28 protein-coding genes and 2 tRNA genes are annotated in these 21229 nt (G+C 40.7%); 18 read left to right on the forward strand and 12 right to left on the reverse strand.

Annotated elements, in window-relative coordinates:
• Positions 1-411: 411 nt before the first annotated feature.
• Positions 412-789 carry a 30S ribosomal protein S8e gene (locus BRC29_04425; GenBank protein ID PSG99344.1) on the reverse strand — a complete coding sequence of 126 codons (378 nt, stop codon included), beginning with the start codon at positions 787-789 and terminating at the stop codon, positions 412-414.
• Between the two features lie 138 nt (positions 790-927).
• On the opposite strand from BRC29_04425, the gene BRC29_04430 reads away from it, so the two are divergent.
• From BRC29_04430 to BRC29_04445, 4 genes are all read left to right on the forward strand, one after another.
• On the forward strand, positions 928-1161 hold the full coding sequence (locus BRC29_04430; GenBank protein ID PSG99345.1) for a hypothetical protein: 234 nt from the start codon (positions 928-930) through the stop codon (positions 1159-1161).
• A gap of 18 nt (positions 1162-1179) precedes the next feature.
• On the forward strand, positions 1180-1341 hold the full coding sequence (locus tag BRC29_04435; GenBank protein PSG99346.1) for a 50S ribosomal protein L37e: 162 nt from the start codon (positions 1180-1182) through the stop codon (positions 1339-1341).
• Positions 1342-1343: 2 nt separating this feature from the next.
• Complete coding sequence (locus tag BRC29_04440) at positions 1344-1574, forward strand: hypothetical protein (protein PSG99347.1); 231 nt, start codon at positions 1344-1346, stop codon at positions 1572-1574.
• Between the two features lie 225 nt (positions 1575-1799).
• Positions 1800-2120: a hypothetical protein gene (locus BRC29_04445; protein PSG99348.1), complete on the forward strand. Its 321-nt coding sequence runs from the start codon at positions 1800-1802 to the stop codon at positions 2118-2120.
• Positions 2121-2145: 25 nt separating this feature from the next.
• Here BRC29_04445 and BRC29_04450 read toward each other — a convergent pair whose 3' ends face one another.
• On the reverse strand, positions 2146-2628 hold the full coding sequence (locus BRC29_04450; GenBank protein PSG99349.1) for a hypothetical protein: 483 nt from the start codon (positions 2626-2628) through the stop codon (positions 2146-2148).
• Positions 2629-2718: 90 nt separating this feature from the next.
• Here BRC29_04450 and BRC29_04455 point away from each other — a divergent pair.
• Together BRC29_04455 and BRC29_04460 are read left to right on the forward strand one after the other, a co-directional pair.
• A tRNA-Ile gene (locus tag BRC29_04455) sits at positions 2719-2859 on the forward strand.
• A gap of 185 nt (positions 2860-3044) precedes the next feature.
• Positions 3045-3296: an antitoxin gene (locus BRC29_04460; protein ID PSG99350.1), complete on the forward strand. Its 252-nt coding sequence runs from the start codon at positions 3045-3047 to the stop codon at positions 3294-3296.
• Here the strand turns inward: BRC29_04460 and BRC29_04465 are convergent.
• Positions 3293-3649 (reverse strand): hypothetical protein, encoded by a 357-nt coding sequence (locus BRC29_04465; protein ID PSG99351.1) that lies wholly within the window; start codon positions 3647-3649, stop codon positions 3293-3295. The two genes, BRC29_04460 and BRC29_04465, sit on opposite strands and share 4 nt — an antisense overlap.
• A 320-nt stretch (positions 3650-3969) precedes the next feature.
• On the opposite strand from BRC29_04465, the gene BRC29_04470 reads away from it, so the two are divergent.
• Entirely contained in the window at positions 3970-4830 is an 861-nt protein-coding gene (locus BRC29_04470; GenBank protein PSG99352.1) for a hypothetical protein, read from the forward strand.
• 23 nt (positions 4831-4853) lie between these two features.
• Here the strand turns inward: BRC29_04470 and BRC29_04475 are convergent, their stop codons facing one another.
• On the reverse strand, positions 4854-5174 hold the full coding sequence (locus BRC29_04475; protein PSG99353.1) for a hypothetical protein: 321 nt from the start codon (positions 5172-5174) through the stop codon (positions 4854-4856).
• 35 nt (positions 5175-5209) lie between these two features.
• Positions 5210-6682: a deoxyribodipyrimidine photolyase gene (locus tag BRC29_04480; protein ID PSG99354.1), complete on the reverse strand. Its 1473-nt coding sequence runs from the start codon at positions 6680-6682 to the stop codon at positions 5210-5212.
• A gap of 240 nt (positions 6683-6922) precedes the next feature.
• Between BRC29_04480 and BRC29_04485 the strand changes: the two genes are divergently transcribed.
• Positions 6923-7303, forward strand: coding sequence for a hypothetical protein (locus tag BRC29_04485; protein ID PSG99355.1), 381 nt, complete (start codon positions 6923-6925; stop codon positions 7301-7303).
• Here BRC29_04485 and BRC29_04490 read toward each other — a convergent pair whose 3' ends face one another.
• Together BRC29_04490 and BRC29_04495 are read right to left on the reverse strand one after the other, a co-directional pair.
• Positions 7304-7534, reverse strand: a complete 231-nt coding sequence (locus BRC29_04490; GenBank protein PSG99540.1) for a glutaredoxin — start codon at positions 7532-7534, stop codon at positions 7304-7306.
• Positions 7535-7602: 68 nt separating this feature from the next.
• Positions 7603-8055, reverse strand: coding sequence for a hypothetical protein (locus tag BRC29_04495; protein ID PSG99356.1), 453 nt, complete (start codon positions 8053-8055; stop codon positions 7603-7605).
• A 102-nt stretch (positions 8056-8157) separates the two neighbouring features.
• Here BRC29_04495 and BRC29_04500 point away from each other — a divergent pair, with 102 nt between their 5' ends.
• From BRC29_04500 to BRC29_04520, 5 genes are read left to right on the forward strand one after another with little or no spacing between them, the layout of a single operon-like run.
• Positions 8158-8787: a GTP-binding protein gene (locus BRC29_04500; GenBank protein ID PSG99357.1), complete on the forward strand. Its 630-nt coding sequence runs from the start codon at positions 8158-8160 to the stop codon at positions 8785-8787.
• Positions 8788-9177 (forward strand): hypothetical protein, encoded by a 390-nt coding sequence (locus BRC29_04505; protein ID PSG99358.1) that lies wholly within the window; start codon positions 8788-8790, stop codon positions 9175-9177. It abuts the gene before it with no gap.
• Between the two features lie 12 nt (positions 9178-9189).
• Complete coding sequence (locus tag BRC29_04510; protein PSG99359.1) at positions 9190-9579, forward strand: hypothetical protein; 390 nt, start codon at positions 9190-9192, stop codon at positions 9577-9579.
• The gene (locus tag BRC29_04515; GenBank protein PSG99360.1) at positions 9576-9830 is read left to right on the forward strand and encodes a hypothetical protein; all 255 of its coding nucleotides are present in this window, start codon (positions 9576-9578) and stop codon (positions 9828-9830) included. The genes BRC29_04510 and BRC29_04515 overlap by 4 nt, the downstream gene beginning before the upstream one ends.
• 52 nt (positions 9831-9882) lie before the next feature.
• Positions 9883-10158 carry a hypothetical protein gene (locus BRC29_04520; GenBank protein ID PSG99361.1) on the forward strand — a complete coding sequence of 92 codons (276 nt, stop codon included), beginning with the start codon at positions 9883-9885 and terminating at the stop codon, positions 10156-10158.
• Here BRC29_04520 and BRC29_04525 read toward each other — a convergent pair.
• Both BRC29_04525 and BRC29_04530 read right to left on the reverse strand, forming a co-directional pair.
• Positions 10155-10526, reverse strand: coding sequence for a hypothetical protein (locus BRC29_04525; GenBank protein PSG99362.1), 372 nt, complete (start codon positions 10524-10526; stop codon positions 10155-10157). The two genes, BRC29_04520 and BRC29_04525, sit on opposite strands and share 4 nt — an antisense overlap.
• Complete coding sequence (locus tag BRC29_04530) at positions 10513-10830, reverse strand: hypothetical protein (GenBank protein ID PSG99363.1); 318 nt, start codon at positions 10828-10830, stop codon at positions 10513-10515. Before BRC29_04530 ends, BRC29_04525 begins: the two co-directional genes overlap by 14 nt.
• 52 nt (positions 10831-10882) lie before the next feature.
• Between BRC29_04530 and BRC29_04535 the strand changes: the two genes are divergently transcribed.
• Both BRC29_04535 and BRC29_04540 read left to right on the forward strand, forming a co-directional pair.
• Complete coding sequence (locus tag BRC29_04535; GenBank protein ID PSG99364.1) at positions 10883-11365, forward strand: hypothetical protein; 483 nt, start codon at positions 10883-10885, stop codon at positions 11363-11365.
• A gap of 63 nt (positions 11366-11428) precedes the next feature.
• A complete protein-coding gene (locus BRC29_04540) occupies positions 11429-11734 on the forward strand; it encodes a hypothetical protein (GenBank protein ID PSG99365.1) in 306 nt (101 codons plus the stop codon).
• 4 nt (positions 11735-11738) lie between these two features.
• Here the strand turns inward: BRC29_04540 and BRC29_04545 are convergent, their stop codons facing one another.
• Positions 11739-12362: a hypothetical protein gene (locus BRC29_04545; GenBank protein ID PSG99366.1), complete on the reverse strand. Its 624-nt coding sequence runs from the start codon at positions 12360-12362 to the stop codon at positions 11739-11741.
• A gap of 85 nt (positions 12363-12447) precedes the next feature.
• Between BRC29_04545 and BRC29_04550 the strand changes: the two genes are divergently transcribed.
• The 3 genes from BRC29_04550 to BRC29_04560 all read left to right on the forward strand — a co-directional run bounded on the left by BRC29_04550 (position 12448) and on the right by BRC29_04560 (position 19676).
• Positions 12448-12522, forward strand: a tRNA-Thr gene (locus BRC29_04550).
• A gap of 288 nt (positions 12523-12810) precedes the next feature.
• A complete protein-coding gene (locus tag BRC29_04555; protein PSG99367.1) occupies positions 12811-17979 on the forward strand; it encodes a hypothetical protein in 5169 nt (1722 codons plus the stop codon).
• Positions 17886-19676 (forward strand): hypothetical protein, encoded by a 1791-nt coding sequence (locus BRC29_04560; protein PSG99368.1) that lies wholly within the window; start codon positions 17886-17888, stop codon positions 19674-19676. Before BRC29_04555 ends, BRC29_04560 begins: the two co-directional genes overlap by 94 nt.
• A gap of 246 nt (positions 19677-19922) precedes the next feature.
• Here the strand turns inward: BRC29_04560 and BRC29_04565 are convergent, their stop codons facing one another.
• Together BRC29_04565 and BRC29_04570 are read right to left on the reverse strand one after the other, a co-directional pair.
• Positions 19923-20663 (reverse strand): hypothetical protein, encoded by a 741-nt coding sequence (locus BRC29_04565; GenBank protein PSG99369.1) that lies wholly within the window; start codon positions 20661-20663, stop codon positions 19923-19925.
• Positions 20664-20906: 243 nt separating this feature from the next.
• A complete protein-coding gene (locus BRC29_04570; GenBank protein ID PSG99370.1) occupies positions 20907-21173 on the reverse strand; it encodes a hypothetical protein in 267 nt (88 codons plus the stop codon).
• Positions 21174-21229: the final 56 nt, after the last annotated feature.

The raw sequence follows: 21229 nt of genomic DNA on the forward strand, positions 1-21229 counted from the left end.
CAAGAAAGAAGTCGAAGATGCTTGCGAGTCCATGATTCGTCAGATCAACCGTTCCAAAACCATCAGACAAAAGGCTTTGAAACGTGCTTAAAAACCGTTATTAACTGTACTGAACGATTAGAACGGTTTTTAGCCAAGGACTATATAAAGGTTAGGTGACTCATTGTAGTATGATGCGAACCGATTTCGCGGACGAAACCGGGGACCAGATTCCGGTTGAGTTCAACGATGAAGGGATTATATCCCGTACGGTAAGCAGGATCAAGAATGCATTTCAAGGATCCAGAGACAAGTAATCTGGACCTGCATCCTATTATTATTCTTCTATTCTGTTGTTCAGCTCAAACTCTAAGAAAAGTAAAGATCGAATATGTAGAATGAAAATTGAATATAGGAAAAAATAGGCCGAACTTATTCGTCAACGAGCTCGCCGTTAATTACTCCTTCCTGTCCGGGCCGGGAAGTCACTCTGGCCTTTCCTTCGGAAGTCTGGACAACCGTTCCCTTGGTCAGAAGTGATCTTCTCACATAGTTGGGGTTGGCAGGGTTGTCTTCAACTGATTCGATCTCTACATTCTCTACTTCGCCGTCAGTAGCCAAGTTAATTTTCTCTGCTCTTTTGACTACATTCTTCTGATTGCCTCCTCTGGTCTTTCTCTTCTCAACTTTTTTCTCTCCTTTCTCAGGTGCTGAGAACTCAGATCCCATCTCGTGTTTTTTGGGTTTCCGGTTTCTTCTTTTTCTTCCACCAGTTTTCTTTCTGCCGGATTGTCTGTGTAAAATGGCCATAAGAAAATCTAGATATGAAATCTTATAAACAACAGTGAGAGAGGCTCTGTTTTCAGGCTGAAAACCTTCTAGGCAGAAGGATCTCGGTAGGTTTATATAAATTGTCGATGATTCGGTATCATAAGGTGTACAGCTTTTATGGGAAACGATGACAGTGGAAAAAGACCTTTAGATGTACTAGATACTGCAAAAGGTGACAGAGTAATAGCAAAATTAAAAGGAGGGAAAACAGTTTCAGGCAACCTGAAAGCATTCGACCTCCATCTAAACATGTGGCTTGAAGATGCCTCCGTAAACGAAGATGGAGGGCAAACGGACTACGGAAAACTGATCATCCGTGGAGACAACGTAATACTGGTCAGCCCTGAATAATAAACGAGGTTTTCATCAATGGGACTAAACAAAGGAAAACGAAACAACAAATCACACGGCAAATGCCGACGATGTGGAGAAAAATCCTTCCATCTCAGAAAAAAAGAGTGCGCATCATGCGGATTTGGAAAGACCTCGAAAAGAAACGACTTTGACAAGGCCAAGCCGAGAAAACAGTGACAATGAAAGAGGAATACTCAGTCATAATATTGAGTAAATCAGGAGACTTTCTGCTCGAAAATGAAGAACAGTTAAACAGAAGAGAAAATGGTATAGAAGCAGATGAGCCTTACATCATGACTGAGGATGAAACCGCTCACAGGATCAGAGCGAAAGAAGTATTCATTCCGTACAGCTCGGTTGAGAACATTCAATACGGAAAATTCGAGCAGGAAACCGAGAAAGCAAATTAATACTTGGGCTCGTAGCTCAGTCTGGCAGAGCACCGGCCTTTTACCTAAGTCGAAGACACTCCAACCCCAATATCTGAGGAGTCAACCACGATGATGACCTCAAGATCAGAAGGATTCGACATAAGAAGCTAGCCGGTAGTCGCGGGTTCAAATCCCGTCGAGCCCACTTCAACTACAACCTGTATCTCCGAAAAATTAAAGTGTTTCTTAATCCAAGATTCCATTATGCCTGACAAACACAATCTTACGAACTCTAACGTGAACCAGAAAGTAAAGGAACAGATTGGTGTATACAAGCTTTACAATTCACATGGCGGTCCTGTAAGATATGTAGGTATGTCAGATAATGTCAAAGACAGGCTGAAGAACCACACCAATGATTACAGTTACTTTGAAGTCAACTACTGCCAAAGTGAAAGAGACGCGTACGAAAGGCAAGGCCAGTTATTCCATCAACATGGTGGAAAAGAGAAGCTGGATAATAAACGGCATCCTCCCAGACCTCACAAGAGAGTGAAATGCCCTGGATGCGGGATCCATGAGTAAATTATCTATCTAATAAGAACAATGATTACAGACCAATACTTCTCTTAACCATTCTAGTAATCTTCGTGGCCCGAGCGGCAATACCTGCCTCCTTGAAGAAAGTAGCCGAGATAAATGCACTCTCCTCCTCAAAAAGCCCGATTTCAGTAATCATCTCAACCAGTTTAACCTGCTTCAAAACTGAGAAAGCAGGAACCACAAGCAGAAAATCCAGCCAGTGATTATGAACAAACTGCTCTCTGTGATCGGAAAGCCTCAACTCCACAGAAAGTCTTGTGGCAAAGTAAAGAACTACAGCCCAATTCAAGTAATTGATGTAAACCGCCATTTTATCCGTGACCGGGACTGCAAGAGTGAAAATCAGTACGAAAGTCAGTGAAAGCAATGCGATTGGAAGAATCTGGTCAAGGAAATTCTTCAGCTTAGAAGCTTTATGCCTAGAGATAACTTTCTCCATTGACTCACCGATTCTCTCAACATCTTTACGATATTTCTCTTCTAAGCTCACAGCACATCACTTATAACTAGTTGGGTTAAAAACTATCGATAAAGGGTTTGATTAAAAACCCTTACGAAACCAAGTTTTTCTACACAATCAGGACCGGTAGCTTAGCCAGGTTATAGCGCCACGCTGATAAAAACAGATTATCTCAGATGAGAATCTGTCCGAGCTGAAATCTTGATTCAGCAGAGGAATTCAGAAACGTGGAGACCCCCAGTTCAAATCTGGGCCGGTCCATCAACCTCTATTCACTGCTCTTTCTTGACCTAAATCGAGGTCGATAACTTAGATGGGATTCACGGAACTAACGGAAAACCACAATATGCCACTTACTGGGATATTCGACCAGGAATCAAGAAAACGGAAGAAATCTCGAAGGAAATGATGGAAACTAATAGAGAGTTTCTAATCTTCAACAAAAAATGATAAAACAGCTTGGCTCTAAAAACTCCATTATGTCTGATATTGTCTCTACAAAAGACACGCTTCACGGCAAACCAAGAATCAAGGGTAGTAGAGTAAATGCAGAGACACTCTACGAACTACATAAAATTAGAGAGATGACTCTTGAAGAAATTGCCGAGCAGTATCCAAGCATTTCTGTTGAAGATGTAGAGGCAGCGGTCGAGTACATGAAAAATGAGAAAGACGATAGGGCATCAGTAACGGCTTAAAACACTCCATAGTAATCTGAGACACGCCATACATTGCCTATCATAGATTCTCTCGGAATATTCTCCAGCATATTTTTGACTGTATCAGCCACCAAATTCCAATCACGTAGATGCATCTGGTTGTCAATCAAGATACCGGAATGTTCAAACTCCCGGTTTCTCTCCCTAAAATCTTCGTCTTTAGTTAGTAGCGGGGCTTCCTTTTCTATAGCGAACCCGATAAATTCTCGATCTGAAGCACTTTTCTCATGGCTTAAAACCTCTGTACCTCGACCTTCTAATTTGTAGCCGATCTCTGTAGGAACATCCTCATCGAGAACAAACTTCTCAAAATAATCAGTATCCTCAGCCATAACTAAGAATAAGGTTAGCAGATAAAAATACCATTTGATTAAAATCTTTTAACAGACAGGCATAATAGAAAACCCTTTATCCGATAGTTGCCTATAGGAGCTTGAAGAAAAGTTAATTTATTCAAGTTTTTGTGACTAGTTTAGTCTATGGCGTTGTTTCTGTCACCAAGAACAGTAAAAACCTAAGCTCCATCAGTTAATTAAGAGGAAATACAGCAAATACGAGTTTCAGCTTAGGGCTGGTTTACTCTTATTTCTATGTTGGAACTTTTTCTAGAGAAAATATTGATTTAAGAATCGATGGCTCATATGAGGATAGAATGGCTTCATCAGACCGTGAAGAGGAACAAAGGTCTCGAAGAGAGGTATTAGGTCTAAATCTTGGCCATGTCGAGGACAAAGAAGTTTTTGAAGAAGATGTAAATCCGTATAGTCGAAGAGAGTTCCTGCAACATATGAAGAAACTATCATACCTGTCTTTGGGAGGATACTCAGCTGATACTACCGTTAATATCTGGAGGCAGATGTCCATTAATGAATTTGAGCCATTTGATCCTCAAGACCATTTCCACGAGCAGGGTATAGACGCTTTTCTAGACGGGGAAACACCGGCAATCGAACTCTATGTAGTTGGAAGTGACACATTTGGTGATGTTCAGCTCATGACCTCTGAATATGAAAAAGTGCTTGAACGCGAAGCTAACACATTGTCAAATCAGGGCATTTTAGGGATTGAAACAAACTATGTCCACGATACAGAAATCCAGAACCAAGTTGAAAGCAGCACAGTGAAAGAGTTAAACTCTGCAGATGATGAGGCCATGGAAAGCATAGAGAACTTTCTCAAAGAAGAATACAATGCGGAAGTCAATAACTTCCATGTTCTAGTAGGAGATTTTGAAACCGGGTGGGGAGATTACAAAGGTAGTTACATAGGGGAAAGCTATTCTGCAGTCTGTAACACCCGAACTGATAAGTATGTCTGTAATCAGGTTCTGCATCAAATAGGTCATATGTTTGGGGCACCACATTCAGCATTCATGTCATTTAATGATCAGATGAGTTGGAGTCCTTTAAAGGAAATTAGAGCTCATTTGGATATAGTTCCATATGGAGTGGAGACTAAGCATAAAGTTGAGGAAAACTTAAACAAAAGGTCGAGTAAAGACGAAATAATATAGGAGCAAATATGGAAAATAGCTTTCTAGGATTTTCTGACGAATATTAGGTATTTAGCGGGTTTGTGGCCAACTTTCTTTCTATCAGTTACTTTTTCCGTTTCTATGGGTGTTTGATCATATACATTTGAGGGCTTCTGTACCCATTCCCAGTTTTGTATGCCGGATTGCTCACTTAATTTCGAGCTGATTTTCTGAGATATTTTCTTCAAGTTTCCATTAATTTTTTCGGCTTCTCTACCAGGAACTTTTTTGGAGAAGAGATTGATTTCCAGTTGATCCGCACCCAATTTCCTTACGTTCTTAATTCCTTTTATCGAATTCAATTTCTCAATTATACTTTCCATGTTTGACCCTTTCGCAGTTACAATCTTGTACAGTTTCAGTATTCTGTTAATGATTTTTGATTTGATGCATTCTCAATTATTTGCTCTCTATCATGTTTTGGGCTTAAAGAAGCTCTTTTCCAGACTTCGTCATCTTTGAATGCAGCGTATGCTTCTCCTTTCTTTGCTTTGAAGAATTTTCTAGCTTTTTGTGCTTTATTTTTGCGGTTTACAATTGGTTCTGGATAGTTTTTACCTATATCCACGCCGGTTTTTCTCTGCTCTTTATCTGACATTTCCCATGGTTTCACTATCTGTTCCGGACTCAAAGCTCTTAGTTCTGGTACGTACTTTTTGATAAATTTTCCTTCGGGATCATTATCCTTTATCTGTTTGGTTGGGTTGTATATTCTGTGTTTGTGGACACCTACGATTCCGGAATGCATCTGCCACTGGTAGTAGTTTATAGCTATGTCTGAATCTATCAAATGTTTGTAGAAGAAATCGGCGCCTTCTTTCCACCACTGTCCTAGAATGTATGAGAAAAATGTAGCACACATCGCTCTCATGCGAAAATTGATCCAACCAGTTTCCACCAGAGCTCTCATCGAAGCATCAACTAATGGATAACCGGTTTCTCCTTTTTTCCAGGCATTGATTTTTTCTTCACTTCTATCTTCTTTGTTTAAATCTCTGAAAACAGGATTGACAGATTCCTTATGCAATTTCGGATTATCTTCTACTTTTTGGCTTATATTCAGATGCCAATAGATTCTATCGATAAACATTTCGAACTTATCTGGTTTTTCAGAGTTTTTTGCTCTCCACTTGGCGTGTCTGAAAACTTGCCGTCTTGATACACAACCATATCTGATATATGGTGATAGATGTGAAGTGTTTTTCTCCGCTTTTATAGGTGAGGAAATACTTGATGGGTATTTCTCTATGTTATCTAGAAAGTCTTGAAGACGTTTGCCTGCTTCTTTAGATCCTCCAGGACCAAATTTTTTCTTTTCAGGTTCGATGTCATACTTTTCTCTTATTTCATCAAGTTTGATTCCGGCCTCTAAAGGATTATCTTCTATATCCTCAGGAGTTCTAAAGGGTTTTGATTTGATGTAGTTTTCTGCATTTGCTCTCCAGTTTTTCCTAGCTCCTTCCTTATTTCTTACTATTCCGTCACCCGTGAAACCTGTAAATCTCTGTCTAGCTTTTTCTTCCATTTGTCGACGAAAATGATTAGCATCCTCGTTAAAATATATTTCATACCCTTCATCCTGTAATCCGGATAAAACTTTGACCGGATTCCCTTTGAAAAGTGCTATCCTCGAGTTTTTGGCTTGATACTGCCTGTTCAAATCTTGGAGGCACTCAATCACAAACTCTATTCTAGTATCCGAAACTAATTCATTCTCTAACCAGTTAGGATCAAAAATATAAATCGGAACGGCTTTTTGCCCGGCCTCAGATAGCGCTTTGTTATCCCTGAGCCTCAAGTCGTTCCTATGCCAAACTACTTTCCTGTCCATATTAGAACCATTCTATGAAGAATTTCATATACTTTGACACCATTGATATCAAGTGATCTAAGGTAGATCAGTACGGTAAAAGCTTCCCTAAAAAGCTTTGAGAAGATAACTGAAGCAAAAGCTCCCATTATAGATAAGTATCAATGAACCATCTAAATTCTCTTTAAATCTTAGACTATAACTTTTTACCACCTCCAGATAACAAAAAGCATTATAAAATTAGCTCTTTGAATGTATAGTGTGTCATCAGATATCACTCAATCCGAAATAAGTGAATACTCATTAGAAGAGATTGGACTGCTTTATTCTGCATTTGAAATGCAGCAATGGCAGGAGGCCTACGATAGATTTGAAGAATTCATAGTACAGGCAAAGAAAGAATTCGGTTCCCATAATCATGACAAAACCTCTCTAGAGATCTATGAAGAAATGCTCGAGGAAACTGAGAAGGCATTAGAGATTGAGAATTACTGTATTCTGGATGCTGAAGAATATGAAGTGCATAGAGCCTTTATGTACGGTGCCAATGCCGAGCCCTCCCTATCAGAATTTAGATCTGCTGTCGAAAATATATTAGAAGGAAAGAAATTCTGGACGGATTATGCAGAGAAATCCTACTAATTAGCCATAGTGTTCCTCAAGATGATCTACTATATCATCACTCTCCGGCATAATAGTGTCTGTATTTGGATCTACTAGAACCGGTACATTGGTCTGTCCAGAGACTTCTTCTACCCGTGAACGGTCGTTAGGATCGGCCTGTCTTGCTATATAGTCGATTCCAAGATCAGTCAGTTTTTGTCTTACCTTTGAGCAGTAAGGACATCCTTCAAACTGGTATACTTCAAGCATCTGTTCTGGTTCTGTCATTTTATCTCACTGCATAATTATTGATGGTCAATGATTAAAACTTTGATGAGTTACTCGATCTCTGAAACTGCTTTCTCAAGAACTTCAGTATTATTTTTATGGGTAAGAAGTGATCTCGCATCCTCCTGCCTGAAGAAAAAACCTTGTTCATGTTCGTCATGAGGATTGGAGTTGACATCGATAAACGTATTCTCGCTCAGCCGGACAATGAATGCTTTGTATTTGCGTTTGATCTCTCTTCCATCATCTTCAAAACTCCATTCAACGGTAGAATCTAGATCCTCTATTTCCTTGATATGGGCTTCGTCAATTCCTGCCTCCTCGTTCAACTCTAATTTGACAGTCTCTCTGTAATCATCTTTCTCAAGGTGGCCCTTCGGCAGTTCCCAGCCCTCCCAGTTTTTCTTTCGGTTAAGGACCACAAATCTGGGATTTCTAGAGTTTTTGTAGGCTACGATCATAACGCCTTTTTCAGTTTTCACGTTTCCAGTTTTTGTTCCCAACTTTAATTAAAAAGTATCAGCATATCGGAGAGTCTTATGCCTCAGAGTAAAGGAAATAGTTTTTATACCTACGGAACGGATTTATTATTAACTGGTGTCAACATGATAAAGCGTTTGAAGGAACTTTTCAGCAATTTATTCACTGATTCGGGAAAAGATGATATCGGGATAGGTATTTACGGGCCGCCAAACGCTGGTAAGTCAACCCTTGCTAACCAGATTTCTAAGGATCTAACAGGGGATGACATGAGCGATGTTTCCGAAGTGCCTCACGAAACTAGAGCAGTTGAGAAAAAGGAAAAAGTTGCTATAGAAGCCGATGATGGAAGATCTCTCGAAATCAATCTACTAGATATGCCAGGCATCTCAACAAATGTCGACTTCAAAGATTTCACAGAACACGGCCTAGAGGAAGAGGACGCTAAAGGACGCGCCAAGGAAGCGACAAAGGGAATTGTAGAAGCCATTAAATATTTGGACGACGTAGATGCATGTCTGGTGATCTTCGACTCAACAGAGGACCCTTACACGCAGGTAAACGTTACAATTATCGGGAACCTTGAAGCCAAGGACATACCAATTCTAGTTCTCGCCAACAAGGTCGATCTAGAGGGCGCAGAACCAGAAAGAGTTAGAGATGCATTCCCTCAACACCCTGTACTGGAGATTTCCGCTAAAGACGGCACAAATATCGACAAACTTTATGAGGAAATAATAGAAAGGTTAAGTTAGATGGGAGAAGACGGTGTCACAATCGAGTTTCTGTCGAAAGAGAAGCTTAACAGCGAAGATTTCGAGAAGAAGCTAGAAATAATACTAGAAAAGGTGAAAGATAACGCTGTCCTAGTTCTAGAAGAATCATGGACTCCCGGGGAAAAAAGGGAACTGATCAAGACATCAATGGAAGAGGTAAACGATGATTTTCCCGGTGTCGAGTTCATGGGCCTTAACTCAGAGAGTTCGAAACTGGAGAGAGCCCGGAGCTTTGTATACGACAAATTCCTGAATGAAGACTATAGAAGAGGAATAACAATTGTAGGTAACTCCCGAGTGATGGAGAAAATCAAGGAAGAAAAAGATACTGTATCATTCCTCGCTAAAATGGAAGAGGAAAACTCTTAGAGGCAGATAATCATGCCACACCGTTGCATGAACTGCGGTAATACCTACGAAGATGACTCTGAAGAACTAATTGATGGATGTGAATGCGGTTCCTCACTATTCATATACGAAAACGAGCCCGAGGAACAGGAACTATCAGAGGATGAGAAAACAGAGGTTAGATCGGACATAGAGGAAATGGTTGAAGAAGGTCTTGAAGAAAGGGAAAACATTAAGTTCAAGTTCGACTTAGATAGTATTGTAGTCGAGGAAGAAGGCGTATACAACATAAACGTATCACGTCTATTGAAGGAGGTTCCGCTGGTAATACGCAAGACAGAGGGAGTATACCATGTCCATCTACCATCGGCTTTCACCCCTGAAAGTAGAGAAATCGACTCATCGGAGCTTGATATAACATGACAGAAGAAGATCGTTTTGGATTATCGAAGATGTCGACAAACCAAGAGGTCGCAGTATCTTTCACACTCTTCGTACTAGGAACACTTCTAGTACTTTCCGGACTCTACCCACTTTCAGAGATCGCGGATCTGAAACCGGCGTTTCTCGGTGTAGTATTAATGGGGTCAGGATACCTATTCGCGATTGAATCGATCAGAGAACTTGAGGAAAAGGATCACTTCCTTTCTAGAAAGCTGATGAACAAGGAATGAAAATCCGTGACCACCACTAAAAAATAAAACCTTTTCTCTCTAATGGATTTTCATGGCAAGTGAAGAGGTAGAACTTGATTTTGAATTTTCCAACGAAGAACTCGCAAACTTTCTGGATAATTTCGCTGACAAACTGAGGGAAGGAGAAGTCGGTCTCAGCTTCAAAGGGCGAGAAGAAGTCCAGATCACACCTAACAAGGATAACAGAGTTGAACTCGAGTTCAGAGAAGGAGATACTTACAAGAAGCTTTCAGTGGATCTGGAGCTAAGGCAGGAAATGCAGAGTACAGATAAAGGAAGAAGAAAGATTAACGTGAAAGTGGTTTAAGAAGCGAAACTTTCCAGGATCTCAATCATCCTTTCATTCTGCTTTATAATCCTATCCAGCTTTGACTCAAGACCGGAAGTATCCATAGACTCTGCTCCATAGTTTTTTCTCTTTTTACTAGAAGAACTCTCTGAGTTTTGACTTTCATTCTCACTTTTCTTATTCCTCTTCGGACTTTCCTCTCTCAGGCCGCCTTCTTCCAGAACCTCTATAGGTGTATCATCTCCTTGTTTTTCATCCTCGTTCTCAGATGATTCTTCAGCCGCTTCCTTCAGTGTATCGAAAGAAGGCGCTGATCCCGAGGAACCAGAAGAGTTTGACTTGTTTTTGTCCTTGACGTTATCCTTCACATTGTCATAGTAACTCATCCATTCCACCTCTCATACCTGAACTGTCTTTACTCTCCGCTTCTCTAGTAGTATTGTCTTTTCTTGAACCATCATTATCTACGAGCTTCTCAAGTAGATTAATTATTCTCTCATTCTGTCTCTCCAAGTCCTTCAACGAGACTTCAGTTCTCCTACTCCTTGATTTTTGAGAATTCGGAGATGCGGAATCTATTTTTGACTCAACCTCGCCTTTAAGTTTGGAGCTGTTTTCATTTTTTTCATCGGTAACGCCGATACGGACTTCGCCCTTTTTCGACCTAGTATCGTTATCGAATAGACCCATACAATAGATTTCTTAAAATCTAAATATAAGACTTTGTGAACAACCAGCCAATATGAAGGCAGAAATCATTCCAACCGAAAAAATCCAGCAGTTGGAAGAAAACCTGAAGAAGAGAGTGGAGAGAGCAGAAATAAAGGGTGAAAAGATAGAAGTAGAAGTGGAGGACGAAGAGAAACTAAGCCGGATACCAGGTATTGATTCTTATTGGGTCGCAGAGGAAAAGTTTGAGGGACTGAAAGGAAGACCGATCGATCAACAGGCATATACTCGATTGGAGAGTAGGAAGGATGCGGTCCGTGCTCTACTTGCGACCATCCAAGGATGGAATCTCATAGTTCTGGAGACGGATAGAAAATGGGATCTGAAACAGCTCAGAAAATATAACCCGGATATCAAGAAACTGAAGGCAGAGAAGCCTAGAGAAGAACTGGGGATAGAGAAAACAGTATCAAGCATTGAAGGGCTCGAAAAAGTTGAGATAGAAATACCTGATGAAGACGAGAGGGAAATGATCTATCGAGAAATGCTTACCTAGTTTGGGAATATTTCTCCGAGTTTGCAAACATTTAAACTTTAGTCAGGTCTTAATGAGTATAAGATGAAAAAGATTGACTATGACCGGGCTGAATACGTCACGAACAGAGAAGTAGAAAACGATGAAGGAGAAAAAACAGGAAGGGTCAAAATGTTTTCATATGATAACGAAGAATATTATTACGAGATGGATTGCCCGTACTGTGACAACGAATGGGACGACAGCCAGGAATTAGGACAAAGGCCTTGGTGGATCGAATGTCCTGAATGTACAAGAAGCATCAATGTCAACAGAATTAAGGATGCGAAAAAGAAAGAGATCAAAGACAGAGGCACTGATGCAGACCTGGACGATGTTGATGTTACCTGAAAAACTAGTCCTCTAGGGAATCCAAGTCTAGTCTTTCCATATTAAACTCTATTCTATACTTGTTATCCATATCTCTCAGATCCGAAAAATCTAATATGTCGCTGGAAGCGATATTTTCCAGAGTTTTCTTTATCTCCAAATCTGAATAAAACTCTCCAGAGTTCACCTCTTCGTCTCTCCAAGGTAAATGATCTTCAATAAAATGATCAAGAGCCTCTTCCAAACTATAATCATAGACGTTAACCCAGAGACTATCATCATTACCTAATTCTTTGAAAGCCTCAAAATACGAGTTACCATCCAGAACCATATACTCATCTTCCTCCAAGGTTACAGCTGGAGCTCTCTTCTCAGAATCCATCTTCGGAATGTTATTTTCACATAAGTCCGAGGCGTATTCACGACCGGAGTAAGGAAAAGGGGATATTACATCTACAGAAACGTTTCTCAAGAGAACGGAGTTATCAAGAATATCAATCTCTTCAGGGTTCCAGACCTTAGCACCATCAACCGTAACATAACCAAGATCATCATCATAATCCTGCAGCTCTCCATCAACCGTTCCTCCATCATATCCAACAGAAACCTCCTCCACAATAGGATCATTCAGCATTCCTCTGATGGTCATACAAGACAGATACAAACCAAAATATTTAACGGAGAAACAAACTCCAACCTTATTTAACTCTTCACCAACTCTTCAAAAATACCACGCCTCGATGGCTCAGTCTGGCTAGAGCGGTCCCCTTGTAAGGGACAGACCGAGGGTTCAAATCCCTCTCGGGGCTATGAACCCTTATTATTTTGTTATCAGTTTCTTGATGCCAATCTGTTGATATAACTGTTTTAAGGTTCTGCGGGTCAGGTCTCTTGTTTCAGCGTTTACCTGTTTTACACAGTTTTTTTACAGTAGTTCTAAAAGTTAATGAAGTAAATTGGTTTTTTACAAGATTTTCTCTAAGAGAGATACCTCACCTTGCTGCTATTAGATTTCCTAAACACTAAAATGTATTAAGAACCCTAAACAAAATGTGATCAAGTGGGAGAAAGTGAAGAGTAGAATTTTTTTGCTGTTAATGCTTTTTATTGCTATTTTAGGTGTTTCAGCTAATGTTTCTGCGGAAACCTTTCTATCAACACCTAGTGAAGTGGGTGTTAGCGATATTGCAGCTATAACAGTTGAGGAAACAGAATTTTCCAGCTTTGAAGCAGAAATAACTATATTCAATGACAGTTCGCAGCAATACACCAATAAAACATTAGCTGAAGATAATGTTGCTTCTACGACGGTAAAATTTTCTGACATAGGTCTTTCTGAGGGAGATTACTCCGTAAATGTTCAAGTGACTAACCAGTCCGAGGGCTTGAAAGACCAGGACTCAACTGAAATTTCTGTCACTTCTGAGACTTCAAACGCTGATATGCTGGCTTTGACCTCAAAGGACTTAACCGGTTCTTGTCCTTTGAATTCAAGTGCCGAATTCGTAGTGAACACAGGAGACTCAGCAACAATAACGGTCAACGGAAACGAACATGAATTCGAAACAAATTATGTCGCGGGCGGCGGAAGCTCAGCGACAATCAAAGTAGACAGAGAAACAGAATCAGTGGAGGAGGGAGACACAGTCAGAGTCAGCGATCAGGATGTAAGAGTTTCAGACATCATCAGTTTCGGAGGCGGAAAAGGAACAGTCGAATTCTCCCTAAGGTCGCCGGGATGTAAGCTTATCCAAGTAAATGTAACCGAGGATAATGACTCGAACTTGACGCAGGTATCTAAGTCCGGAAAGCCTCTTACTGCTTCACTTGTCGGTGGAAATAAGTATATAGCTTTGGTAGACACAGAGAGAGCCGGAGAGTATGACTCGGTTTTCTGGGATGATGACGACATCTTTAATGAAGAGAATGAAACCGGTAGACCTGAAAAAAGATTTCTTGAGCCGGGTGACTCGTTAACAAAGTTTGAAGTAGGAGGTCAACAGGCTAACTTGCGATTCTTGATCTCTGGGGATAACCTCGTCCTAGCAGTTCCTCCAACATCTGAAGAAGTCCCTTTGAGGGATGGAGAAAATCTGGATTACGCATTTATAGTTCACAGTGAGTACGACTCTGGCCTAGGCCTGAATTTAAACGTAGAACCTATCCAAGGGAGGAATATAGAGGCGAAGTCTACGAACCTTAGGACCGACAACGAGAAAGATCTTACACCATCTGATTCAACTACAAACGAATACGGCCTTACTGGAATAGGAACTATCCAAAGCGCAGGTATAGGTCGACATAAAGTAAACATAGGTAATATGTCATCTCAGTACTATGAAGTCAGAAACTTCGATATCAATTATGATGTGATGGACGCTTCGACAGGAAATTCCAAAAGAACATTCCAGCCAGGCGATAAAGTAAGAATAAAAGCTATAGCCGCTGAGGATGGAAATCAAATCGACTTTAATACCATAAATATCCGGGTGATAGATCCATCAGGAGACACCTACAATGAAGAACTAACATCATCTACATCAACAGAGTTCGAACTGCCTGAAGATATCGCCGGAGGCAAATCTACGGTGACGATCGAAGTTAAGGATACCAACGGAAACGTACAGAAGGCATCAACGAGTTTCGACGTGAAAAAGTTTAGAACACACACTATAACTCTGAGAAATGAGGAAGGAAGGCCTGTAACAAGTGAGACTCTGGCACCTAACTCCACTGGATATCTTTTCGTGGGAGCAGTAAAAATCGGAACCTTTGGAGAGGTCAAAGACATTCTAGGGGCAGAATTTTACGATATTGATAATCCAAATACCTCTACTGACGAATGTAAATCCAATGTAGGGGACATAAGAGGAACTATAGACGGACAAGATGCAGTAGAAGTTGTTAATAAGACAAATATAAATAATTCGCAGCTCTTCGCGAACGCTGTAATCGATTTACCTAAAAAAATGGACAATCAGTGCATCTTGAAGTATAATATTAGTAGTGAGGTATCAGGATTCTTTAGTGGTTCTGTAACGGCTGAAAGAGTAGGTACAAACGAGACGCAAAAAGGCCGGGTAACCTTTGGAGTCTCAGAATACAAGATGGAGGGAGAACCTCGCAGCGCCAACTCAAATGAAAGAAAGTCCGAATTCGGAAAGAATGAGAGAATAGGCATGAGACCAGAAATTCGAGAGATCGGTACCAACGATCAATTTCCTAACTCCAATATCACTGATGCATCCATAACAGGGCTTGAGGGCAGAGAAACTAATCCTGTGTCTAATGTGGCTTTCAACAAGTCGGGCAATAACCTAGTAAGTTTTGAGTCTCCCAACGCTTCCGGAACCTACGAAGCCAAGATACTTGTAGAAATAAATACTTCGGAGGGGGATAAAAAGGCGGTAACCGGTCATGGATTTTTCAAGGTCAACCTATTCGGTATAGAAACAAAACTTTCTTCCTCGGGCAAAAGATGGGAAGTAACCCCTAATCAAAATCTAAAGATAGATACAGATGTCAAAAAACCTACAGGAGGAGACAAGCAAGGAGTAGAACTTAACGTTACAGAACTTCGAAACTTTCAGAAAGGGACAAGCTATTTACAAGACATAAACTTCGATCCGAACACCACAAACGAGAACGGATCCGCACAGTTAACGATACAATCTCCATCTGAAGGCTGGAACGAGGGAAATTACAAAATAGGGATAAAAGGCATAGATCCTGAAGGTGACAAGGATACAGGAGACCTCTACTTTAGCGTGGACAAATATGATGCACGAGCGACAAAAATTTTGGACGGTGAAAAATGCCGGTACTACTGTAAACCAACTTTAGGAGATAATCTCCAGTTCGATGTGAACGTATCGAATACCTCGAGCGGCGCTCCGCTTAGCTCTTCTATCAGCCTTGACGGATCCAGTATAAAATTCTATGGAAACAGAAGAACCTACTCCTCAGAAAATATAGATCTCGAAAAACATGCGCAGTTGGACAACGGCAAATTAAATTTATCGACCTCTGGACTGGATCCTGGTTCCTATGGAGTGAATATAAGGGTAGAACTGGATAACTCCGATGATTATGTAAACGCGGATTCACGCATAAAGCTGAAAGCATTCGACTCAAACTTCAGTCGAAAAGAAGTGGAATCAAAGTTCTCAAGACGGAAGTACCATCCAGGAACCAATGTCACATATCAATTCAATGCATCACAAGAAGCAAATTACACAATCAAGATAGACAGCTTGAGAGGATATAATCGTGAAACAGGACAGAATATTGAGATGAAGCCGAATGTAGAAGAGTCATTCGAAGATACAGACGGAGAGATAAACTTAACCATCCCTTCAAACGCTCAAGAAGGAAGATATAGTGGACACGCAGAAATTAGCTCCGGTGGAAAAACACAGTACGAAAATTTGAGAATACGAGTGAGTACCTTAGGCGTATCTATCCCACAAAGAAAAGGCCTGAGGTACCAGAGCAAACTGAGAACGGAGTCCGATTCTATATTCGATACTGACAAGAACAGTACATGCTCGGATCTACTTGACGATTCAAATCTTACATTTGAAAGCAGTTCTCCAAACAATCCATGTAGAGTTGCAGAGCAAGTGGAAGTCGACACAGACCAACCCTACAACGTACTATGGCTAAAAAGAGGTTCTGGGTGGGAGAATGCATCCGTTTACATCACACAGAACTCCATTTTCAACCAGACAGACGACATAGCCAGCAACCTCAGCAAACATGAAAAGACCTCGGAGTTTGACTCAGGTCTCAGAATGAATATCTCATGGACGAACAAGTACAAGCTAGTAATCACACCTACTAATGGCTTTAATTCCTTTGAAGGCCCTGTAGTGGTGCAAGATCCAGGGGATTCCCGGTATCAGGTTTCCATGAAAGAAAATAACTATGACCTTGAGAAGGATCTTAACGGAGATGGAGATATGCAAGATATCCTGAACACGCTTCTCGTGAAAAACTCAGGAAACTTCGAGCTCAGGTTGAGCCTAGGCAACAATTTAACAGCCTCAAACAATAGCACTCACGTCCTAGATGAGAAAGAAAAAACAAGCCTTGGTGGAAAAAAGTTTTATTCAGGGATCATTAGGAACGGCTCTTACAGCGATTACAAGAGCAACCTGATATTCACTCGACCAGCAGAGTACAGCAATTTGGGAGCAACGGTGGCCGAAGGTCAAAATTACACTTTCCCCACGATCATAACTTACCCTAACGGAACAGCTGCAGATGGGAAGCAGGTCAACGTCTCCAGAATAATAAGGAGAAGTGACTCAAAAGTATTCGAGTCGTCAGCGACTGCCCAAACAGATGATAGTGGTATTGCATTTACAGAGACCTCCCTGCCCTCACTTCAGAAAAGAGGAACAGTGAACTTCAGGGTGGTTCCATCAACCAAAGTCGACGGCAAGGAGAAGGAACTAGAAAGATTCAGTTCACCTCAGGTGACGGTTAGCAAGTTCAACAAGGAAGAAGAAAACTTCGTCAAACTTGACATGGGAACTCTAACGAGTTATTCGAATGACACAAAGTCTGAGACGGTAACGAATATAGAGGATTCCGAAGGCATCGAGATAAAAGATTCAGAATATAAAAGCAGAGAGTACAGATACGGGAAAGGCACGGAAGATAGAAAGTCTGGATGTTATGGCCTCGATAGGGGTTGGAACGACTGCGAGGATAGTGTATCGTTGCTGATGTACGGAGAGGATGACGGAGATGAAGAGATGAATGTATCAAACCTGGTAATAGGTGATGAGACATTCGACGATATAGATGAATATGAATTTGGTGATCGAAATGTAGAGGCGAATCTTTCCGTAGCTGACTTCCAGGCTCCTTATATACGTTTCGGAGGAATTCCATCCAAATTTGCTACATTCAACGAGTCTAAAAACAGACTCAGCGTCTATGGAAACAGAAATGATCATCCCGAAGACAAGAACGTTGTAATCGCACTTAGATTCACAGAAACCTTCGATAGGACATCAGCTTTGAATGGAGATTTAATTGTCAATTCAATAACATACAACGGCGAGACATATGATGCTCAAACAGAGTTCAATAAGACCTTAGACAAAAACGGATTAGCGGTTTTCAAAATCAGCAGATCTGACTTCAAGGGCAATACAAGTTCATGGGAAACCGGTTCAACCATCAGGATAAACGGAGAGGTAGATGGTACATCATATCAATCCAACATAGAGATCCAAGAAAGCGGAGGCAACTAATGATGAAGAAAACCGTATTTGCCTTAACCCTCCTATCATGTTTGTCTCTAGGTACGGCGCAGAATGCCGCTATCGAGAACGTAAATCCCAGCTCCCAAAGCGTGACAGTGGGCCAGAGCACCACTGTAAACGTAGCCTACTCGACCAGCAGTGTTAACTCCTGTACTCTAGGAGTAGTTGATTCATCCCTAGCATCCAACTGGGGATCGGACAGCGACATTACAGTGACCACCACAGGAGGCAGCACATCAACAGCCACAAGTCCTCAGATCTCAACAGCAGCGCCCGCCACTGAAACAGAAGTAACCGTAGAACTCGAATGCAGTGCAAGCACAGGCCAAGATCCTAGAGACACATCGACATTCAACCTGAAGGCAAGAAATCCTCCTTTCCTAGAAGGAACTTTAGAGTCGACAGAATCGATAGATGTAAACGCCGATCAAACATACGATATAGAGTTCTCCATATCTAACTCTGGTTCTTCACAGACTGAATCAGCAAAAGCCGTGATAAATACGCCAAACGGTTATTCAACACCTTCCTCCCTTAACCTAAAGGAAGCAAGCCAAGATGATGGAGTTATAAGAGCTGGTAAGTCAACTGGTGCATCAAGCTTTAAACTAGATCCTTCTGATGACTTCCAGGAAGGCACCTTAGAGATAGAACTCACCAGTGCCGAGATAGGTACTACAGATACGATTCAAGTGGAGCTAAACAATCCTAATAATGACAACGAAGACGATAATGACGGTAACAATGATGATAACGAAGGAAATAGTGATCCGGGGGGAGGCTCTAGAGGTGAATTTGTAGCACAGCCTTCTAAAACCCAGAAGATGATTGAAACCGCAAACATACAGAACGGTAGAGCTGAAGCGACTATATCCACAAGTTCAGGCAGAGAAGTAGAAGTCAAGATACCTGAACAGGCAGAGACCAAAGTCCAGAAAATAGGATTGACGTCCGGTAAGTCCTCTAATATAACCGTGAAGGTAAGAAAAATCGCGGCAGACGAGGTTCAAGGTATCAGCAGAGAACCAGATGGTAAGATCTATGAGTATCAGGAGATAAACGTTTCCGGAGCATCCGACGAAGATATCTCAAACGCATCAATCACTTACAAAGTGGAGAAATCATTTTTCCAACAGAATAACCTTTCTCCATCTGATATGAGATTAGAGAGATATGAAGATGGATGGCAGAAATACTCTGTTGAAGAGATCAGTGAAACATCAGTAGCTCGCATATTCAAATCCGAGGTACCAGGATTCTCCTACTACGCTATATCCTTCGAACAGAGCCAATCCCAGGATCAAAAACAGGATAATCAAGACCAACAACAAACACAGCAGGAAAATAAAGAGAACCAAGAAGATAGCTCCTATCAAATTCAAGATTATCTAGCTGTAGGTATACTACTGATCGGCATCCTATCCTTGTTGGGACTAGCGTTCCTCCAAAGGAAGAAAATAAGTTCGATGTTGCATCTGGGCAATGAGAGTAAACTGGAGGTTAAGATAGAGGAACTGAAGGAAGAGATCAAGGCTAAGAATCTATCTCAAGAGGAAAAGGAGATTGTACTGAGGAACATGGAACGGGCAGAGAACCTTGTTGAAGAAGGAAGAACAGATGATGCAAAAGAAGTTATCGAAAACCTAGAGGAAAATTTAGGTTTTTTAGGACCTCATAATAACTGAAATATTACCATACTCATCAGTTATTTCCTTTCCACGTTTCCTGAGAAAATGTAATCTGGTTATCTCTCTAGCAATCTGTAAAAAATTTCTAGAAAAAGCAGTCCAATACAAAGGGAGATAAGTTAACTATCCAGCCTTTGGTTAAATTCTTAACCATATGATCAAGAGGTTGACCAGTAATGAAAGAAGAATACTAGATAGATAAGTTAACCTCTACTTCTTATTCAAACGAGATCATGGTTTCTATTATCTGGATTTCGGGGTCATCTCGTTAACTACAGCGGTCATGTAATTGTCTGGATTGAATATTCTGATGGCTGAAGCGCCGAGCATTTCGGAGATATGTTCAGCTGGGAAGATGACAATGACCATCTTATTTTCTGAGTTTCGATAGTAGCCGACTTCTGCATCTTGTAGAAACTGTAGATTTGAAAGTACCGGAAAGTTTCTCTTTGTTGCGTCAAACCTGTTTTCAACCTTGTATACATCGCAGGTAAAGTCAATTGTGTTTTTACCTCTTCCAACTAACTGGAAGTTTTCACAAAAGTAGCTGTCTGTTTTAAGAGGTACGAAGCACTTTGCTATCATCCTAGCTATTTCAGTTTCAGGTTCTTCAATTTCCCTTAATTCTTCCAGAGAATAACTGTCGAAAAGAGGTTCTACGAATTCATAAAATTTCTTTCCTTTCGGAGTAAGCAAATAATTTTTACTGTCTAGGGAATTACAGTATACAATATCTTCATCTTCCAAGTGATCAAGATAGCCTTGAATAGTCCCCACAGTGGTTTCAGTGTTTCTTTCTAGATATTCAATACTCCTTGGCTCGTTGATCTTCTTTCCTAATACATACATAACCTCAGCAATCTTCAGAAACCTGTTCTGAGGATTTCGACCTAGAGGAGAACCTCTAAGAGCTTCATAATTCTCATAATAATCGCTTTCTGAACTATTTTCCAGGCTCTTTTTCCTAGATGTACCAGTTAGCATATGTTGTTACATATAGAAAGTAACATTTAAATATTAGTTGGTAGTGTTTTCATTCCAGAGGTTTCTAGAATTTTTGCTCAGATGTGGCCAGGGTACTTTTGATAGTCAATCAATAGTAATTTTTTGTGAGCTTCGATCCTGGCCCAAGCACATTCAAGCAGATAGGAATTATACTTGGAGCTACGGCTATGCTTTTAATCTTTCTGTACAGAAGTCTTAGAGAAAAATGGGAATGAAGAAGTATTAATCCTCTCTGGCTTTCTTCTCTTTTTCGAACATTTCCGGAAGATTCTCAACTATGTGATTGACTGCTTTCTCGTCTTTTGGGACTGTAAACCTTTTTTTGTACTTCGGTTCTTCATCTTGATAGTATCCTGTGGCGATCTGGAGAAAACTGTTCTCTGATCCATCATCTTGTACTGCCTTGTTTCTTGATACCTCTACAAACTTCTCCCCAGGAAAGTTTCCATAGTCACGTCTTTGTTTCTCGATTGTCTCGAACTCTACCATAGTTTATTCTTTGACATCATGATTTTTGTACTGAATGGTTAGGCAGAGATTATTTA

This window comes from Nanohaloarchaea archaeon SW_7_43_1 (genome assembly GCA_003009795.1).
Classification (GTDB): Archaea; Nanohalarchaeota; Nanosalinia; order Nanosalinales; family Nanosalinaceae; genus SW-4-43-9.

Bases quoted from the DNA above. Each gene is read 5' to 3' on its own strand.
- BRC29_04425 (PSG99344.1), bottom strand. From the start codon at position 789: ATGGCCATTTTACACAGACAATCCGGCAGAAAGAAAACTGGTGGAAGA.
- BRC29_04430 (PSG99345.1), top strand. From the start codon at position 928: ATGGGAAACGATGACAGTGGAAAAAGACCTTTAGATGTACTAGATACT.
- BRC29_04435 (PSG99346.1), top strand. From the start codon at position 1,180: ATGGGACTAAACAAAGGAAAACGAAACAACAAATCACACGGCAAATGC.
- BRC29_04440 (PSG99347.1), top strand. From the start codon at position 1,344: ATGAAAGAGGAATACTCAGTCATAATATTGAGTAAATCAGGAGACTTT.
- BRC29_04445 (PSG99348.1), top strand. From the start codon at position 1,800: ATGCCTGACAAACACAATCTTACGAACTCTAACGTGAACCAGAAAGTA.
- BRC29_04460 (PSG99350.1), top strand. From the start codon at position 3,045: ATGATAAAACAGCTTGGCTCTAAAAACTCCATTATGTCTGATATTGTC.
- BRC29_04465 (PSG99351.1), bottom strand. From the start codon at position 3,649: ATGGCTGAGGATACTGATTATTTTGAGAAGTTTGTTCTCGATGAGGAT.
- BRC29_04470 (PSG99352.1), top strand. From the start codon at position 3,970: ATGGCTTCATCAGACCGTGAAGAGGAACAAAGGTCTCGAAGAGAGGTA.
- BRC29_04475 (PSG99353.1), bottom strand. From the start codon at position 5,174: ATGGAAAGTATAATTGAGAAATTGAATTCGATAAAAGGAATTAAGAAC.
- BRC29_04480 (PSG99354.1), bottom strand. From the start codon at position 6,682: ATGGACAGGAAAGTAGTTTGGCATAGGAACGACTTGAGGCTCAGGGAT.
- BRC29_04490 (PSG99540.1), bottom strand. From the start codon at position 7,534: ATGCTTGAAGTATACCAGTTTGAAGGATGTCCTTACTGCTCAAAGGTA.
- BRC29_04500 (PSG99357.1), top strand. From the start codon at position 8,158: ATGATAAAGCGTTTGAAGGAACTTTTCAGCAATTTATTCACTGATTCG.
- BRC29_04505 (PSG99358.1), top strand. From the start codon at position 8,788: ATGGGAGAAGACGGTGTCACAATCGAGTTTCTGTCGAAAGAGAAGCTT.
- BRC29_04510 (PSG99359.1), top strand. From the start codon at position 9,190: ATGCCACACCGTTGCATGAACTGCGGTAATACCTACGAAGATGACTCT.
- BRC29_04515 (PSG99360.1), top strand. From the start codon at position 9,576: ATGACAGAAGAAGATCGTTTTGGATTATCGAAGATGTCGACAAACCAA.
- BRC29_04520 (PSG99361.1), top strand. From the start codon at position 9,883: ATGGCAAGTGAAGAGGTAGAACTTGATTTTGAATTTTCCAACGAAGAA.
- BRC29_04525 (PSG99362.1), bottom strand. From the start codon at position 10,526: ATGAGTTACTATGACAATGTGAAGGATAACGTCAAGGACAAAAACAAG.
- BRC29_04530 (PSG99363.1), bottom strand. From the start codon at position 10,830: ATGGGTCTATTCGATAACGATACTAGGTCGAAAAAGGGCGAAGTCCGT.
- BRC29_04535 (PSG99364.1), top strand. From the start codon at position 10,883: ATGAAGGCAGAAATCATTCCAACCGAAAAAATCCAGCAGTTGGAAGAA.
- BRC29_04540 (PSG99365.1), top strand. From the start codon at position 11,429: ATGAAAAAGATTGACTATGACCGGGCTGAATACGTCACGAACAGAGAA.
- BRC29_04545 (PSG99366.1), bottom strand. From the start codon at position 12,362: ATGACCATCAGAGGAATGCTGAATGATCCTATTGTGGAGGAGGTTTCT.
- BRC29_04555 (PSG99367.1), top strand. From the start codon at position 12,811: ATGCTTTTTATTGCTATTTTAGGTGTTTCAGCTAATGTTTCTGCGGAA.
- BRC29_04560 (PSG99368.1), top strand. From the start codon at position 17,886: ATGGGAAACCGGTTCAACCATCAGGATAAACGGAGAGGTAGATGGTAC.
- BRC29_04565 (PSG99369.1), bottom strand. From the start codon at position 20,663: ATGCTAACTGGTACATCTAGGAAAAAGAGCCTGGAAAATAGTTCAGAA.
- BRC29_04570 (PSG99370.1), bottom strand. From the start codon at position 21,173: ATGGTAGAGTTCGAGACAATCGAGAAACAAAGACGTGACTATGGAAAC.